This is a genomic window from Stenotrophomonas sp. YJH_SMC_10, assembly GCF_059371555.1.
This window is the reverse complement of record NZ_JCAFUS010000002.1, coordinates 59,317-72,590: the sequence shown is the minus strand read 5'-3', so window position 1 is coordinate 72,590 and position 13,274 is coordinate 59,317. Positions and strand designations below refer to the sequence as shown.

The 13,274-nt window shown below is 68.6% G+C and carries 15 protein-coding genes; 7 read left to right on the top strand and 8 right to left on the bottom strand.

Annotation, left to right across the window (positions count from 1 at the left end):
* Window positions 1-21 precede the first annotated feature (21 nt).
* The 4 genes from AC5P9C_RS03655 to AC5P9C_RS03640 all read right to left on the bottom strand — a co-directional run bounded on the left by AC5P9C_RS03655 (window position 22) and on the right by AC5P9C_RS03640 (window position 1,998).
* Complete coding sequence (locus AC5P9C_RS03655; protein ID WP_005408494.1) at window positions 22-246, bottom strand: helix-turn-helix domain-containing protein; 225 nt, start codon at window positions 244-246, stop codon at window positions 22-24.
* A complete protein-coding gene (locus tag AC5P9C_RS03650; RefSeq protein WP_049467337.1) occupies window positions 246-713 on the bottom strand; it encodes a DUF2975 domain-containing protein in 468 nt (155 codons plus the stop codon). The genes AC5P9C_RS03655 and AC5P9C_RS03650 overlap by 1 nt, the downstream gene beginning before the upstream one ends.
* Window positions 714-897: 184 nt before the next feature.
* Window positions 898-1,479: an NMCC_0638 family (lipo)protein gene (locus AC5P9C_RS03645; protein WP_074726551.1), complete on the bottom strand. Its 582-nt coding sequence runs from the start codon at window positions 1,477-1,479 to the stop codon at window positions 898-900.
* Between the two features lie 87 nt (window positions 1,480-1,566).
* Complete coding sequence (locus AC5P9C_RS03640; RefSeq protein WP_343541163.1) at window positions 1,567-1,998, bottom strand: pyridoxamine 5'-phosphate oxidase family protein; 432 nt, start codon at window positions 1,996-1,998, stop codon at window positions 1,567-1,569.
* A gap of 285 nt (window positions 1,999-2,283) precedes the next feature.
* Here AC5P9C_RS03640 and AC5P9C_RS03635 point away from each other — a divergent pair, with 285 nt between their 5' ends.
* Complete coding sequence (locus AC5P9C_RS03635) at window positions 2,284-2,721, top strand: hypothetical protein (protein WP_049467343.1); 438 nt, start codon at window positions 2,284-2,286, stop codon at window positions 2,719-2,721.
* Window positions 2,722-2,753: 32 nt separating this feature from the next.
* The gene (locus tag AC5P9C_RS03630; protein WP_049467345.1) at window positions 2,754-3,260 is read left to right on the top strand and encodes a PaaI family thioesterase; all 507 of its coding nucleotides are present in this window, start codon (window positions 2,754-2,756) and stop codon (window positions 3,258-3,260) included.
* A gap of 8 nt (window positions 3,261-3,268) precedes the next feature.
* Here the strand turns inward: AC5P9C_RS03630 and AC5P9C_RS03625 are convergent, their stop codons facing one another.
* The 4 genes from AC5P9C_RS03625 to AC5P9C_RS03610 all read right to left on the bottom strand — a co-directional run bounded on the left by AC5P9C_RS03625 (window position 3,269) and on the right by AC5P9C_RS03610 (window position 8,522).
* Window positions 3,269-5,011 carry a GGDEF domain-containing protein gene (locus AC5P9C_RS03625; protein WP_343541161.1) on the bottom strand — a complete coding sequence of 581 codons (1,743 nt, stop codon included), beginning with the start codon at window positions 5,009-5,011 and terminating at the stop codon, window positions 3,269-3,271.
* Window positions 5,012-5,172: 161 nt separating this feature from the next.
* Entirely contained in the window at window positions 5,173-6,198 is a 1,026-nt protein-coding gene (locus tag AC5P9C_RS03620; protein ID WP_049467349.1) for an AI-2E family transporter, read from the bottom strand.
* A 116-nt stretch (window positions 6,199-6,314) separates the two neighbouring features.
* Complete coding sequence (locus tag AC5P9C_RS03615; protein WP_414615219.1) at window positions 6,315-7,367, bottom strand: sensor domain-containing diguanylate cyclase; 1,053 nt, start codon at window positions 7,365-7,367, stop codon at window positions 6,315-6,317.
* Window positions 7,368-7,514: 147 nt separating this feature from the next.
* Complete coding sequence (locus AC5P9C_RS03610; RefSeq protein ID WP_049467352.1) at window positions 7,515-8,522, bottom strand: LacI family DNA-binding transcriptional regulator; 1,008 nt, start codon at window positions 8,520-8,522, stop codon at window positions 7,515-7,517.
* A 95-nt stretch (window positions 8,523-8,617) separates the two neighbouring features.
* Here AC5P9C_RS03610 and AC5P9C_RS03605 point away from each other — a divergent pair, with 95 nt between their 5' ends.
* Genes AC5P9C_RS03605 through AC5P9C_RS03585 form a run of 5 tightly spaced genes read left to right on the top strand, consistent with a single transcriptional unit; the run spans window position 8,618 to window position 13,265 of the window.
* On the top strand, window positions 8,618-9,670 hold the full coding sequence (locus tag AC5P9C_RS03605) for a sugar phosphate isomerase/epimerase family protein (protein WP_343541159.1): 1,053 nt from the start codon (window positions 8,618-8,620) through the stop codon (window positions 9,668-9,670).
* A gap of 27 nt (window positions 9,671-9,697) precedes the next feature.
* A complete protein-coding gene (locus AC5P9C_RS03600) occupies window positions 9,698-10,915 on the top strand; it encodes a nucleoside permease (RefSeq protein WP_103283267.1) in 1,218 nt (405 codons plus the stop codon).
* Window positions 10,916-10,927: 12 nt separating this feature from the next.
* Window positions 10,928-12,052, top strand: coding sequence for a Gfo/Idh/MocA family protein (locus AC5P9C_RS03595; protein ID WP_197647995.1), 1,125 nt, complete (start codon window positions 10,928-10,930; stop codon window positions 12,050-12,052).
* Between the two features lie 19 nt (window positions 12,053-12,071).
* Window positions 12,072-12,938, top strand: a complete 867-nt coding sequence (locus AC5P9C_RS03590; RefSeq protein WP_414615222.1) for a sugar phosphate isomerase/epimerase family protein — start codon at window positions 12,072-12,074, stop codon at window positions 12,936-12,938.
* A gap of 30 nt (window positions 12,939-12,968) precedes the next feature.
* Window positions 12,969-13,265, top strand: a complete 297-nt coding sequence (locus tag AC5P9C_RS03585; protein ID WP_049467461.1) for a c-type cytochrome — start codon at window positions 12,969-12,971, stop codon at window positions 13,263-13,265.
* Window positions 13,266-13,274 lie beyond the last annotated feature (9 nt).

Here is a 13,274-nt window from a genome sequence, read left to right as displayed (position 1 = left end):
GTAGGGGAAAAGGGTGTCCACTCAGTCCGCGTCCTGCGCCTGCGCCGGGTCATGCCCGAGCAGGTCGCCGGGCGTGCACTGCAGCTCGCGGCAGATCGCATCAAGGGTTGAAAAGCGGATGGCGCGCGCCTTGCCGGTCTTCAGGATCGACAGGTTGGCCAGGGTGATGTCGATGCGACCGGCCAGCTCGGACAGGGTCATGCCCCGTTCCTGCAGCATGCGGTCCAGGGTGATGACAATCGCCATCAGATGACACCATCGAGGTCATCGCGCATCGCCGCGCCCACAGCGAATACGCGTGCCAGCACGAACAGCATCAGCACCGCCACCAGGCCGGTGATCGACATGCCGCCGCCCACCTCCATCCAGGTGAAGTCGGGGCCCATCCAGGCCGCGTAGGCGCCGATCAGGATCGACAGCAGCTCCATCGCCAGCATCAGCCAGGCCATGCGCTGCAGGCGCTGTGCGTTGGCGTGGGTGAACGGCCGCTCGCGCGCCGCCGATTTCAGCAGCCGCAGCAGATGGCGCAGGAACAGCAGGCACAGCACCAGCAGCGCGACGATTGCGCCCAGGCCCAGGCAGAAATGCAGGAACAGGTCATTGCCGTGCGCGGCGGCGGCACCGGCGTCATGGACGCTGTCGAGCAGCCAGCGGCGGTCGTGGGCGACCAGCGGCACGGCCAGCAGTGCGGCCAGGATGCCCAGCCAGCACATCGCGCGCACCGCCTGGACGGCGGCCTGGGCCAGGGTAAACAGGCCTCGCGCCGGTCTGGCGCGGGCGGGACGAGCGGTCAAGCGGCCTCCGGCATTGGAGCGGCCTCGCCGCCCCGGGTGGATTTATCGATAAACGATATACCACAACCAGCGTGAAAGGCTGAACCGTGCTCGGGGGTTCCGATCAGGGCCCCGGCGTGCTCTGCTCCCGCATCGCCTCACCGGGCGTCACCGAGGCCATCGCCTGCACGCCAGCCTCCGGCGCCTGCCGCGTCACCAGCCGGAAGCGCGCCTGCAGCTTGGCCTGTCCCGGCGCGGCCCAGCCGTACTGGATCGCCACCTGGTCGGCCGACAAGGGCCCACGGCCCGGCAGCGAGCGTGCCTGCAAGGGCTTCGGTGCGGCCTGCACCAATCGTGCAAAACCCTTCTGCACCACTGCCGCGTCGGCCTTCTCCGCATACACCGAGCAGGTGCCATCATCGGCCCAGCTGACCGCATAACGGCCGCTGGCCAACGGCACCATCCAGGCCACGCCCGGCTGCCCCTGCAGCAGGGTCGCGGCCTCGGCCGGCGGCAGCGGCGACAGCCCGTTGGATTCCATCAACGACTGCAACCGCGCCGGCGCGCCGATGTGCTGCATGCAGGCGGTATCGAACAACTCGCTGAAGGAGTCCTGCGGCTGTGCGTTGGCCTTGGCTGCGCGTGCAGGCGGCGCTGCCGCCAGGGCAGGCAGCAGGGCCAGGATCAGCCAGATGGCAGGGCGCATTGGAACTCCACGGTGCGGAACGCAGCGGGGAGGATGGCAAAGCCCGGGCGCGGCGCGCAACGGCTGCGTTGCCCTACCACCGCCGGGTCAGACTGTGAGCTCGCCCTCGTCCTCACCATCCCAGTAGTGGATGCGGCTGGCGCGCACATGGATCAGCACCAGCCCCGGTGTATCCACGCCCTGTTCGAACCAGCGCTCCAGGTCCTTCACCCAGTGCTGGCTCATCGTGGCGCGATCGCGCACCAGCGCAGCCCTGCCCTGCACGTGCACGAACAGCGGCGGCTTGCCCAGCAACGATTTGCTGCCGGAAAACCCCAGGGCAACGGCCGGGTCAGCTTCAATCTCTCTCACCATGTCGGTGTCTTCGGTAGTGAAGAACCAGCTGTCACCGTCATAGTCCACGTCGCCGTTGTTGCTCATCGGACGGCCGGCAATCTCTCCACCGGCATGGGTCTGCAGCAGGGTGAAATCAATGCCGGCCATTTTCTTGGCCAGTTCGGGCAGGGTGAGCTGGGTCATGACGTCGTCCTTCATCGGATGGAATCCCAGCCTCTGCGCAGCGCGGTGACCGAAGCGTGGATGGCCAGTTGCGGCCTCTTCACAGGAAACGAGATAGAGCGCATGGCGCGTGCGTGACGCATGCCTCAACACCACACTGGCGTTAACGGCAGATGGAGGAACGGCCCTGCAAGCCGCGACGCGTCCCTAACGGCGTGCTGCCCCAGAATCGCGCAACCCCGTCGCACGACCGGCATGGCCGCCGGCGTGCGGGCGGCGACTCCTCCGCAACCGCATGGCCTCCACATGGACTTGTTCGCTTGGCTCGCGTTCGGCTGCTACCTGCTGGCGTTCGTCATTGTCGCGCTGTTCGCCGCGGCCTACCTGAGGCGTTCCGATTTCATGCCCTACCACGGCCAGGCGGTCGGCCTGCCCTGGGCTGCGGTTGAACCCCGCATGCAGGTGCTGGTGATGGCCCTCATCCGCGTGGTGGGGGCAGGCTGGATCGCGCTGGCCGGCGCCGGCGTGATGCTGGCCTGGCTGATCTTCTTCGGCGGTCACTTCGCGCTGCCACAGCTGCTGGCGTTCCAGTTGTTCTGCTTGGTCGCCACCGTCCCGCCGGTGCTGGTCGCCTCCGGCGTGCGGCGACGCACCGGTGCGCGTACCCCGGTATCCACCGGCGCGGCCGTGGTGCTGCTGTCGCTCCTCGGCTTCGTGCTGGCCGTGCTGTCGTTGTCCCGGTGAGTTCCCCTCCCCCCTCCCCACGAGGCTCCGCCATGAATCCCGAATCGATCTTCTACCGCGTGGTCAACGGTGATCTGCCGCGTTCCCAGGCCGGCACCCTGCTTGGCTGGCGCTTCGTCGACTACGACGATGCACGGCGCCGCATCCAGGTCGAATTCGAGGCCCGCCCGCTGCTGACCAACCCGATGGGCAACGTGCAGGGGGGATTCCTGTCTGCGATGCTCGATGACTGCATGGGGCCGGCAATCTACGCCACGCTGCCGGCCAATCGCATCGCGGTCACGGTGGAGTCCAAGACCAGCTTCGTCAGCCCGGCGCGGCCCGGGCGGATCATCGGCTGGGGCGAAGTCGAGCACAGCAAGGGCAGCATCGCCTTCACCCGCGGCTGGCTGACCGATCCGACCGGCAAGGTGCTGGCCACCGCCAGCGCTACCTTCCGGGTGGGCGCGTTGCGCTGGCGCGGGCTGTCGGTGCCACGGCCGATTGCGCGCCGCATGATCGCGCGGACGCTTCGGCGCGTGCATGCACGCATCGGCTGATGCACTGCTCAGCGCAGGTTGCGGCCACCGCCGGCCACGCGCACGCGGTCGCGCCCCTGTGCCTTGGCCCGGTACATGGCCGCGTCCGCAGCGCGCAGCAGCGTGCGCCAGCCCAGTGCATCGGTCCCGCCCTCGGCCACACCGAAGCTGGCGGTAACGCGCAGTACGTTGCCACCGGCCAGTGCGATGTCCAGTTGCTGTAGTGCCACGCGCAGCGATTCGGCCAGCTGGCGCCCGCCGGCCAGATCGCCATCGGCCAGCAGCACCAGGAACTCCTCGCCACCGTAGCGGGCAACGCTGTCGCTGCGCCGCAGGTGCCGTTGCAGCAGGCGCGCCACCTGCACCAGCACCTGGTCGCCCGCATCATGGCCATGGCCGTCGTTGATCGCCTTGAAACGGTCCACGTCGAGCAGGATCACCACCGCGCTGTTGCCGCCGTCAGCGTGGCGCTGCTGCACCCTCTCGTCCAGCGCGCGCCGGTTCAACAACCCGGTCAGTTCATCGGTGCCGGCCAGCTGGCGCAGCTCGCTGGTCAGGGCCGAGCGCTCCCGCGACTTTTCGCGCAGCACTTCGATGGCATCAAACAGGCGCTGCATCTCGGCCAGCGGGTGGGTCACGTGCTGCGCCGGACCGGGCGCGTCCGAGGCGATCTGGACCACCTGCTTCTGCGCCTGCAGCAATGGCCGCAGGATCTGCAGGTGGGCAATGCGCAGGGCCACGCCAAGTACCACCAGCGTACCCAGTGCCGTTGCCACCAGCACCACCAGGCGCATGGCTTCACGGTTGCGGGCGTGCTCGAAACGGGCGATGGCCACGGTCAGGTAACCATCGCGCAGCGCTTCCAGCGACTGCAGGGTCGGCACATAGCGTGCGGTGAACTCGGCGGCGGTCCACGGCGGGCGCACGCCGCGCCGGCCATCGTCGATCAGCCGTTCGATCATCGGCAGCGATTCGCCGAAGAACTGCCGGCGCGCCATGTCCCAATGCCAGGACAGCCCCGGATCACTGCGGTACACCGCTTCATGGCTGCCGGCCAGCCGCCACAGCTCCAGCAGGCGGCCTTCGGTCTGCAATGCGGCGCGGACCTGTTCATCACGCCATGCCCCCGGGACCGCCACCGGCGCCATCACGTTCGAGGCCAGGCGGCCCCCATGTTCGCGCAGGTCGATCAGCACCTGGCCCTGCATCGCGGGAATCGCTGCTTCGCGGTCGGCACTGACCAGTGCGTTGATCTGCGCCGAGGTCAGCACGTGCAGGCGGTCCACCACGGCGAACATGCTGCTGATCGCGCGCTCCACGTCCTCCACCCGGCGTGCACCCTGCGGCTGTGCCGCCACCCGGTCCACCGCGGCCCGCGCCGAGTGCAGGCGACGTCGCGCGTCGGCCAGCAGCCCGTGCGCGCCGACCACGTCCGGATCGGCCCTCGACACGGTGTCCAGCTGCAGCAGGGCGGCGTCGACCCGCCGGCGCGCGACCGCCAGCTGTGCTGCCAGCCGTGCCTGTTCGTCCGCATCGGCCGGGTCTGCCCCCAGCAGGCTGTTGGCCGGGCCGCGTTCGGCCGACACCCGGTTGGCCAGGTCAAAGGTCTGCCGCAGCTGGCGCAGGCTGACCAGATTGTCCTCGGCGGCAGTGAAGCGCAGCGTGCCCTGCACCAGCGCGATGGCCATCAAGGGCAGCGTACAGACCACGAACAGCCCGGCCAGGATCCAGACCCAGGTCCGCAATCCAATGGGCGACGCCTTGCGGGCCATGCAATATTCCCCTGAAGTGCGCTCACTGTAGCGGCCGGCTACGCGGGCGCCAAGCCGCTACCGGGCCAACCGTGCCCGTGGGTATGGCGCACCCGCCGCGAACCCAACGGCAAGGCCTCGCCGGCACTCGGATCGTGGCAATGGCGTCCTGCCCAGCCGCGTCAGATCCAGCGCTGGTCGACCAGCTCGCGCTTCACGTAGGCATAGAACACCGGCGCGGCGACCAGGCCCGGCAGGCCGAAGGCCGCTTCCATCACCAGCATGGCCAGCAGCAGTTCCCACGCGCGGGCCTGGATCTCGCCACCGACGATGCGCGCGTTGAGGAAGTACTCCAGCTTGTGGATCACGATCAGGTACAGCAGCGCCGCCACCGCCACGTAGAACGAGACCGACAGCGCGACGATGGTGATGATGGTATTGGAGATGATGTTGCCCACCACCGGCAGCAGGCCGGCCAGGAAAGTGATCAGCACCAGGGTCTTGGACAGCGGCAGGTGCATGCCGAACAACGGCAGCACGCCCAGCAGGAAGATGGCGGTGAACACGGTGTTGAGCAGCGAGATCTTCACCTGCGCGAACACCACCTGGCGGAAGGCGGTGGCCAGGCGGCTGGTGCGCCCGATCAGCTCCTGCGCCAGCGGGCCCATCTTCGGCAGCGGCAGTTCGTCATACAGCGCGATCATGGCGCCGAGCACCATGCCGATCAGCACGCGCACACCCACCTGGACCACCGAGGTACCGGCCACGCCCAGCTGGCGCTGATGCTCGGCGGCCCAGTCGTTCAGCGCCGCGCGCAGCGCTGGCATGTCTTCGGGAATGTAGGGTTGCAGCAGCGCCGGCACCTGGTGGCGCGAGGTGTTGAGGATCTCCATCAGCCGCGCCAGCAGTGCGTCCGGGCCGCCGGTCTCGTTGCGGAAGAACGAGGCCACGCCGATCCCGGCCAGCACCAGCGCGCTGATGATGATCGCCGACAGCACGATCACCGCGATCGCCCGTGCCCGTCCCGGCGGCAGCCTGCCTTCCACGGTGGACGCCAGAACGTGGGTCAGCTGGAACACCAGCAGGCCGGACAGCAGGGTCACCACCAGGCCCAGTTTCAGCGCCAGCCACATGCCCAGCAGCATCATCAACCAGGCCGCGATCCTGGCAATCGGGGGCTTGGGCGGGGCAACAAGAGCATCTTGCATGGGAGCGCGTCCGGGCGGGGTGGCCCATGGTAGAGGATTGACCCACCGATTCGGCGTGCAGGCTGAACGGGTATTACGCGTTCATCCGGTGGCCGCCCTGCCGCCGCCCGCTGCACTCATTCGCCGTAGCTGGCCGTGTTCTTGCCCTGCCGCTTGGCGTGGTAGAGCGCGCGGTCGGCCAGTGCCAGCCAGTCCTCGACACTGCCCCCGCGCGGCGTGGCGGCAATGCCGATGCTCACGCTGAATTCCACGCCCGGCGTGGCCTGGCGCGCGGCTTCAAGCAGGTGCAGGCGCACGCGCTCGGCCACGTGCATCGCATCGGCGGGCGCGCAGTCGTGCAGCAGCACCACGAACTCGTCGCCGCCGAGCCGCGCCGGGGTATCCCCCGGCCGCGCGAACGTGCGCAATGTCGCCGCGACATGGCGCAGCACCTCGTCGCCGGCGCGGTGGCCATGCGAATCGTTGATGCGCTTGAAGTCGTCCACATCGAGCATCAGCAGGCAGGCAAAGCCGCCCTGGCCTTGCGCCCGGTCCAGTGCCTGCTGCGCGCGCAGGATCAGGAATCCACGGTTGGCCAGCTCGACCAGCGGATCCATCCGGCTGAGCCGCTGCAGCTGGCGGTTCTGCGATTTGACCCGGCGCGCCAGCTGCCAGCTGAGGATGCTGAGGCCGATGCCATAGACGAACAGGAACGGCACACTGAGCACGATCGTGCGCTGCGACGTCACCGGCTGGTACGGAAACCCGAGCGCCCACCAGGCGAGCGCGAAGCCCAGCAGCAGCGCCAGCGTGGCGCGCATCGCCAGGCGCACGCCACCGGCGGCGATCTTGTCGGCCACCAGCAGTGCAGCGAACAGCGCGCTGGGCACGGCGCTCAGCGCCATGAACGCGATCCAGCCACCGCCGAAGAAGGAATCGGCCACCATGCAGCGGAACTGGACGACTGCCGGCTGGCGGGAGCGCCGGGTCAGCAACAGGGCCAGTGTCGGCCACGCCATTGCGTTGAGCAGCAGCAGGCTCCACGCCGGTCCGCCGTCCCCCCGTTCGAGCATGATCGAGGCGATGGGGATCGCCCCCAGTCCATTGCCAACGAAGCGCATCCAGCCAATGCGCCGTGCCGCGCCAATGCCTTCGACCGCGCCTTCCGTCGAATCGGTGAAGAACGGCATTGCCGACCCCCTTGGACGATCGCACCTGCTGCTACGGCCCTTGCCGGGCTGCCTGCGATGAGTCTGACAGCCCGGCGTCAATTCGGGATCAAGGTTGCACGCTGCCGCGACCGCCGGATGGCTACCCGCCGCCGCCCCGCTCCGCGCTCACCCGGGCCTGGGCACCGCCGTCGAACCGCGCAGCATGAAACTGAACTCCAGCGTCTGCTGAAGCGGTACATCGGCCTGATCGATGATCGCGAGCAGCAGGTTGACCGCGCGCTCGCCGATCTCGCGCATGGGCTGGCGGACGGTCGTCAACGGCGGGGTGAGGTAACGCGACGACGCCAGATCGTCGAAGCCGACGACGGACAGGTCGTCCGGCACGCGGATGCCCAGGTCCCGGCAGGCCGCGAGGGTGCCCAGCGCCATCTGGTCGCTGAAGCAGAACACCGCGGTCGGAACAGGCGTGGCGTGCAGCAGCGCCATTGCCGCCGCATGCCCGGACTCCACGGAGAAGTCACCCGGCACGATGCTGAGCTGGCGCAGGCGGCCACGCGCCCTGCCGGCCGCGCGGACCCCTTCCAGCCGTTGCTGGTGCAGGGGGTTGTCGGGCGGCCCGCCGACCACGGCGATCCGCTCGTGTCCCAGCGCGTACAGATGCTCCATCACGGTGCGTGCGGCGGCCGCATTGTCGATGTGGACGCTGGGGATGCCCAGTGCGGGGTCGAACTCGCACCCGTTGACCACCGGCGCGGCGGCGCCACGCTGCTCGACGATCTCGCGCGCGGTGGGCGGCAGGCGATGACCGAGCACGATCATGCCGTCGGCCTCGTTGCGCCTGAGCATCTGCGCGTAGCGCTCCTCGCGGTCGGGTTGATGCTGGGTATCGCCCAGCAGGACCGCATAGCCGACCGCCTGCGCGGCCTCCTCCGCCCCCTGCAGGATCTGCGCGAAGAACGGATTGGCGATGTCCGGGACGGTGACCAGGATCTTGCCACTGCGCTGGGTCTTGAGCGTGCGCGCCACCGTGTTGGGCACATAGCCCAACGAGGCGGCCGCCTGTTCGATCCGCGCGCGGGTGGCCGGCAGCACCTTGTCCGGCCGCGAAAGCGCGCGCGACACCGTACCGGCGGACACGCCGACGTGTCTTGCGATGTCGTAGATGGTGGCCATGGCGTTAGTTCTCCTGCCCGCTGTGCACTGCACAACAGGTCCTGCGTAAGGCCCTGCTAGGATAATGCAATCGATTGCATCGAGGGCGAATCACGTTGAAGACGCTCAAGGGTCCAGCGCTGTTCCTGGCGCAGTTCATCGGCGACGCAGCTCCTTTTGATCGGCTGGACACGCTGGCCGGATGGGCCGCGGGTCTGGGCTATTCTGGCGTACAAGTCCCCACCTCCGCGCCCCACCTGTTCGACCTGGCCGAGGCCGCCCGCAGCCAGGCGTACTGCGACGACATTGCCGGCATGCTGGCCGGGCATGGCGTACAGATCACCGAACTGTCGACCCACCTGCAGGGGCAGCTGGTGGCCGTCCATCCCGCCTATGACGCGCTGTTCGACGGGTTCGCGCCGCCGGAAAAGCGCGGCGATCCGGCCGCCCGCCAGGCCTGGGCGGTGGAGCAGCTGCTGTTGGCCGCCAAAGCCAGCCAGCGGCTGGGACTGACCGCACACGCCACGTTCTCCGGCGCACTGGCTTGGCCCTACTTCTACCCCTGGCCGCAGCGCCCCCCCGGGCTGGTGGATGCAGCCTTCGCCGAACTCGGCCGCCGCTGGCGCCCGATCCTGGATGCCTTCGACGCCTGCGGCGTGGACCTGTGCTTCGAGATCCACCCCGGCGAGGACCTGCACGACGGCGCGACCTTTGAACGCTTCCTCGACGTGGTGGACCACCACCCGCGCGCGAAGATCCTGTACGACCCCAGCCACCTGCTGCTGCAGCAGATGGACTACCTGGGCTTCATCGACCGCTACCACGCGCGCATCGGCATCTTCCACGTCAAGGACGCGGAGTATCGTCCCAGCGCGAGCAGCGGCGTGTATGGCGGCTATCAGGACTGGATCGATCGTCCGGGCCGTTTCCGTTCACTGGGCGACGGCCAGATCGACTTCAGGGCGATCTTCTCGAAGTTCGCCCAGTACGATTTCCCCGGCTGGGCGGTACTGGAATGGGAGTGCTGCCTGAAGCACCCCGAAGACGGCGCGCGCGAGGGCGCCGCCTTCATCCGCGACCACCTCATCCGCGTGACCGAACGCGCCTTCGACGACTTTGCCGACAGCGGCACCGACGCCGCGTCACTGCACCGCATGCTGGGAATCTGAGCCAAGACCGCCCCGGGAGGGCAAGCCATGACGCACGCCATGTCGCGCCTGGGCGCGATGATGTTTCTACAGTTCTTCATCTGGGGGGCGTGGTTCGTCACCCTCGGCACCTACCTGGTGCAGGGCCCGCTGCAGGCCAGTGCGAGCCAGGTAGCGACCGCCTTCCTCAGCCAGTCCATCGGCGCCATCGTGGCGCCGTTCCTGGTCGGCCTGATCGCGGATCGCTACTTCGCGGCGCAGCGCATCCTCGCGGTGCTGCACCTGGCCGGCGCGGTGCTGATGTGGCTGGCGTCCACCGCCACCAGCTTCAGTGTGTTCTCGGCCTGCGTGATGGGCTACATGCTGCTGTTCATGCCGACCCTGGCACTGGCCAACAGCGTGGCCATGCGGCACATGCAGTCGCCCGAGAAGCAGTTCCCGCTGGTGCGCGTGGCCGGCAGCATCGGCTGGATCATCGCAGGCGTGCTGATCGGCTGGCTGGGGTGGGAGCAGGCGCATCGGCTTGAGCTGACGTTCCGCATGGCCGCATTGGCGTCGCTGGTGCTCGGGCTGTATGCGTTCACCCTGCCACACACACCGCCACTGGCACAGCAGCGCGACGCCGGGCTGGGGCAGATCCTGGGGCTGGACTCGCTGCGGCTGCTGAAGTCGCGCGCCTACCTGGTGTTCTTCCTGGCCTCCATCGCCATCTGCATCCCGCTGTCGTTCTATTACAACTTCACCAACCCCTATCTCAACGACCTGGGCGTGCGCGGTGCCGCGGGCCTGCAGTCGCTGGGCCAGGTCTCCGAGGTGCTGCTGATGCTGGCCATGCCCTTCCTGTTCGTGCGGCTGGGGGTGAAGACCATGCTGGCGGTGGGCATGGCGGCCTGGGTGGTGCGCTACGTCCTGTTCGCCTTTGGCGATGCCGGGGGCGGCTTCTCGCTGCTGGTGATCGGCATCGTGCTGCACGGCATCTGCTACGACTTCTTCTTCGTCACCGGCCAGATCTACACCGATGCGCACGCCGGCGCTGCCGCGCGCAGCAGCGCGCAGGGCTTCATCACCCTGGCCACCTATGGGGTTGGCATGTTGATCGGCACCTTCCTGTCCGGTGCCGTGGTCGAGCACTTCACCACCGCCGCAGGCCCGGACTGGCAACAGATCTGGTTGTTCCCGGCCGGCGTCGCGCTGGTGGTGCTGGTCGCCTTCCTGCTGCTGTTCCGCGACCGGCCGGTGGCTGCGGCCGCACCATCCACACCCTGAGGAGACCGGCCGATGCCCCAGCTTGGAATCGCCATCATCGGCACCGGCATGATCGGCGCCGTGCATCGTCGCGCGGCGCTGCTGGCCGGTGCGCAGATCCGTGGCGTGGCCGCGTCCTCCCCCCAGCGTGCACGCGACACGGCGGAGGCGTGGAATGTTCCGCTCGCCTATCGGGACATCGAACAGGTGGTGGCCGACCCGCAGGTGCAGGTCGTGCACGTCTGCACGCCGAACCACCTGCACCGTGCCATGGCCCAGGCCGCACTGGAGGCCGGCAAGCACGTGATCTGCGAGAAGCCGCTGGCGACCACGCTGGAGGATGCGCGGGAGCTGGCCGCGTTGGCCGCCTCGACCGGATTGGTTGCCACGGTGCCGTTCGTCTACCGCTACCACCCGGTGGTGCGTGAGGCCCGCGCGCGCATCGCGCAGGGTGAGCTGGGGCCGTTGCACCTGATCCATGGCAGCTACCTGCAGGATTGGCTGCTGGACCCGGCCAGCAACAACTGGCGCGTGGACCCTGCGCTGGGAGGCACGTCGCGCGTGTTCGCCGACATCGGTTCGCACTGGTGCGATCTGGTCGAATGGGTCAGCGGCGAACGCTTCGCCGAGGTCAGCGCGGCATTCGCCACCGTGATCGCCGAACGCGGCGCGGTCAGCGCGCAGAGTTTCAGCACACCGGCCGCGGGGGGCGCAATGCAGGCGGTCGCAAGCGAGGACGTGGCGGCCGCGATGTTCAGGACCCGGGCCGGTACGCTGGCGTCGTTGACCGTCAGCCAGGTGTCGGCCGGACGCCGCAACCGCCTCTGGTTCGAGATCGACGGCGCCAACGCCAGCGTCGCCTTCGACCAGGAGGATGCCGAGCGGCTGTGGATCGGCCTGCCCGACCAGCGCGAGGAGATCTTCGTGCGCGGGCCCGGCGCGGGCAGTGCCGAACAGCGCCGGCTGTCGGTGCTGCCGGCCGGGCACGCGCAGGGCTACGCCCAGTGCTTCGAGGCGTTCGTCGCCGACACCTACCGCGCCATTGAAGGTGAGCGGCCGCAGGGCCTGCCCACCTTCGAAGACGGCCTGCGCTCGGCGCAGATCGTCGATCGTGTCATTGCATCGGCCAGGTCACGCGCCTGGACCGCCATCGGTTGAATCCCGGGAGGACCCCATGATGAACATCCGTGTGCGTAGAACTGCAAGCCTTGTCGTGCTGTTGCTCGCTGCCCTGCCCGCCTTCGCGCGGAACGCAGCAGCCCCGCAGCAACCCATCGCCGTGCAGATGTACACGCTGCGCAACGCCGGCTCACTGGACCAGCAGCTGAAGATCGTCCACGACGCGGGCGTGCGCGCGGTGGAAACGGTCGGTACCCAGAACGTCAGCGCGCAGGCGTTGAAGCAGTTGCTGGACCGCTACGCGATCAAGGCGGTTTCGTCGCATGTCCCGTTGACCGAACTGCGCAACAACCTTGATGGCGTGGTGGCGTTCAACCGCGCGATCGGCAACACCACGCTGGTGGTGCCCTACCTGGATCAGAAGGACCGGCCGGCCGATGCCGCAGGCTGGACCGCGCTGGGCCAGGACCTGGGCCGGATCGCCAGGCAACTGCGCGGCAAGGGCATGCAGCTGGCCTATCACAACCACGACTTCGAGCTGGCCGACTTCGAAGGCAGGACCGGACTGGAGCTGCTGTTCGCGGCGGCCGGGCCCGAGCTGCAGACCGAGCTGGACCTGGCCTGGGTCGCGCGTGCGGGTCTGGACCCGGCGGCGATGCTGGGCAAGTTCAGCGGCCGCCTGTTCGCCGTGCATGCCAAGGACAATGCGCCCAAGGGCCAGGCCGAAGACGAAGGCGGATTCGCCGCGGTGGGCCAGGGCGTGCTGGACTGGAACGCGATCCTGCCTGCCGCAGCGGCGGCCAACGTGAAGTGGTACATCGTCGAGCACGACCAGCCACGCGATCCGGGCAAGGTCATCCAGACCGGCGCGGACTACCTGCGTGAACACCTGACCCTCAGCCAGCCCGCTCGTGCGCGGCGCTGATCCGCAAAGGAGCCTTGCTTGGACATCCGCCTGAAACCGATCCTGCCCCTGGCCGTGCTCCTGTGCGGCACGACACTGGCAACCGCTGCGTGGTGCAAGGACGACCCTGCCGCCGGAGCGAAGCTCTACTCCGCCAACTGCACCGCCTGCCATGGCGCGGACCGCGCTGGCATGCCGGGTGCGTTCCCGGCGCTCACCGATGTCAGCAAGCGCCTGGATGCCGCGCAGATCAAGGACAAGATCAGGAAGGGCGGCGGCCTGATGCCGCCCTTCCCCCAGCTGTCGCAGCAGGAGATCGATGACATCGCCAGCTACCTGGCGAAGTAACGGACCGGG

Excerpts from the sequence above, each read along its gene's own strand:
- AC5P9C_RS03655 (WP_005408494.1), bottom strand. The coding sequence starts at position 246 with ATGGCGATTGTCATCACCCTGGACCGCATGCTGCAGGAACGGGGCATG.
- AC5P9C_RS03650 (WP_049467337.1), bottom strand. The coding sequence starts at position 713 with ATGTGCTGGCTGGGCATCCTGGCCGCACTGCTGGCCGTGCCGCTGGTC.
- AC5P9C_RS03645 (WP_074726551.1), bottom strand. The coding sequence starts at position 1,479 with ATGCGCCCTGCCATCTGGCTGATCCTGGCCCTGCTGCCTGCCCTGGCG.
- AC5P9C_RS03640 (WP_343541163.1), bottom strand. The coding sequence starts at position 1,998 with ATGACCCAGCTCACCCTGCCCGAACTGGCCAAGAAAATGGCCGGCATT.
- AC5P9C_RS03635 (WP_049467343.1), top strand. The coding sequence starts at position 2,284 with ATGGACTTGTTCGCTTGGCTCGCGTTCGGCTGCTACCTGCTGGCGTTC.
- AC5P9C_RS03630 (WP_049467345.1), top strand. The coding sequence starts at position 2,754 with ATGAATCCCGAATCGATCTTCTACCGCGTGGTCAACGGTGATCTGCCG.
- AC5P9C_RS03625 (WP_343541161.1), bottom strand. The coding sequence starts at position 5,011 with ATGGCCCGCAAGGCGTCGCCCATTGGATTGCGGACCTGGGTCTGGATC.
- AC5P9C_RS03620 (WP_049467349.1), bottom strand. The coding sequence starts at position 6,198 with ATGCAAGATGCTCTTGTTGCCCCGCCCAAGCCCCCGATTGCCAGGATC.
- AC5P9C_RS03615 (WP_414615219.1), bottom strand. The coding sequence starts at position 7,367 with ATGCCGTTCTTCACCGATTCGACGGAAGGCGCGGTCGAAGGCATTGGC.
- AC5P9C_RS03610 (WP_049467352.1), bottom strand. The coding sequence starts at position 8,522 with ATGGCCACCATCTACGACATCGCAAGACACGTCGGCGTGTCCGCCGGT.
- AC5P9C_RS03600 (WP_103283267.1), top strand. The coding sequence starts at position 9,698 with ATGACGCACGCCATGTCGCGCCTGGGCGCGATGATGTTTCTACAGTTC.
- AC5P9C_RS03595 (WP_197647995.1), top strand. The coding sequence starts at position 10,928 with ATGCCCCAGCTTGGAATCGCCATCATCGGCACCGGCATGATCGGCGCC.
- AC5P9C_RS03590 (WP_414615222.1), top strand. The coding sequence starts at position 12,072 with ATGAACATCCGTGTGCGTAGAACTGCAAGCCTTGTCGTGCTGTTGCTC.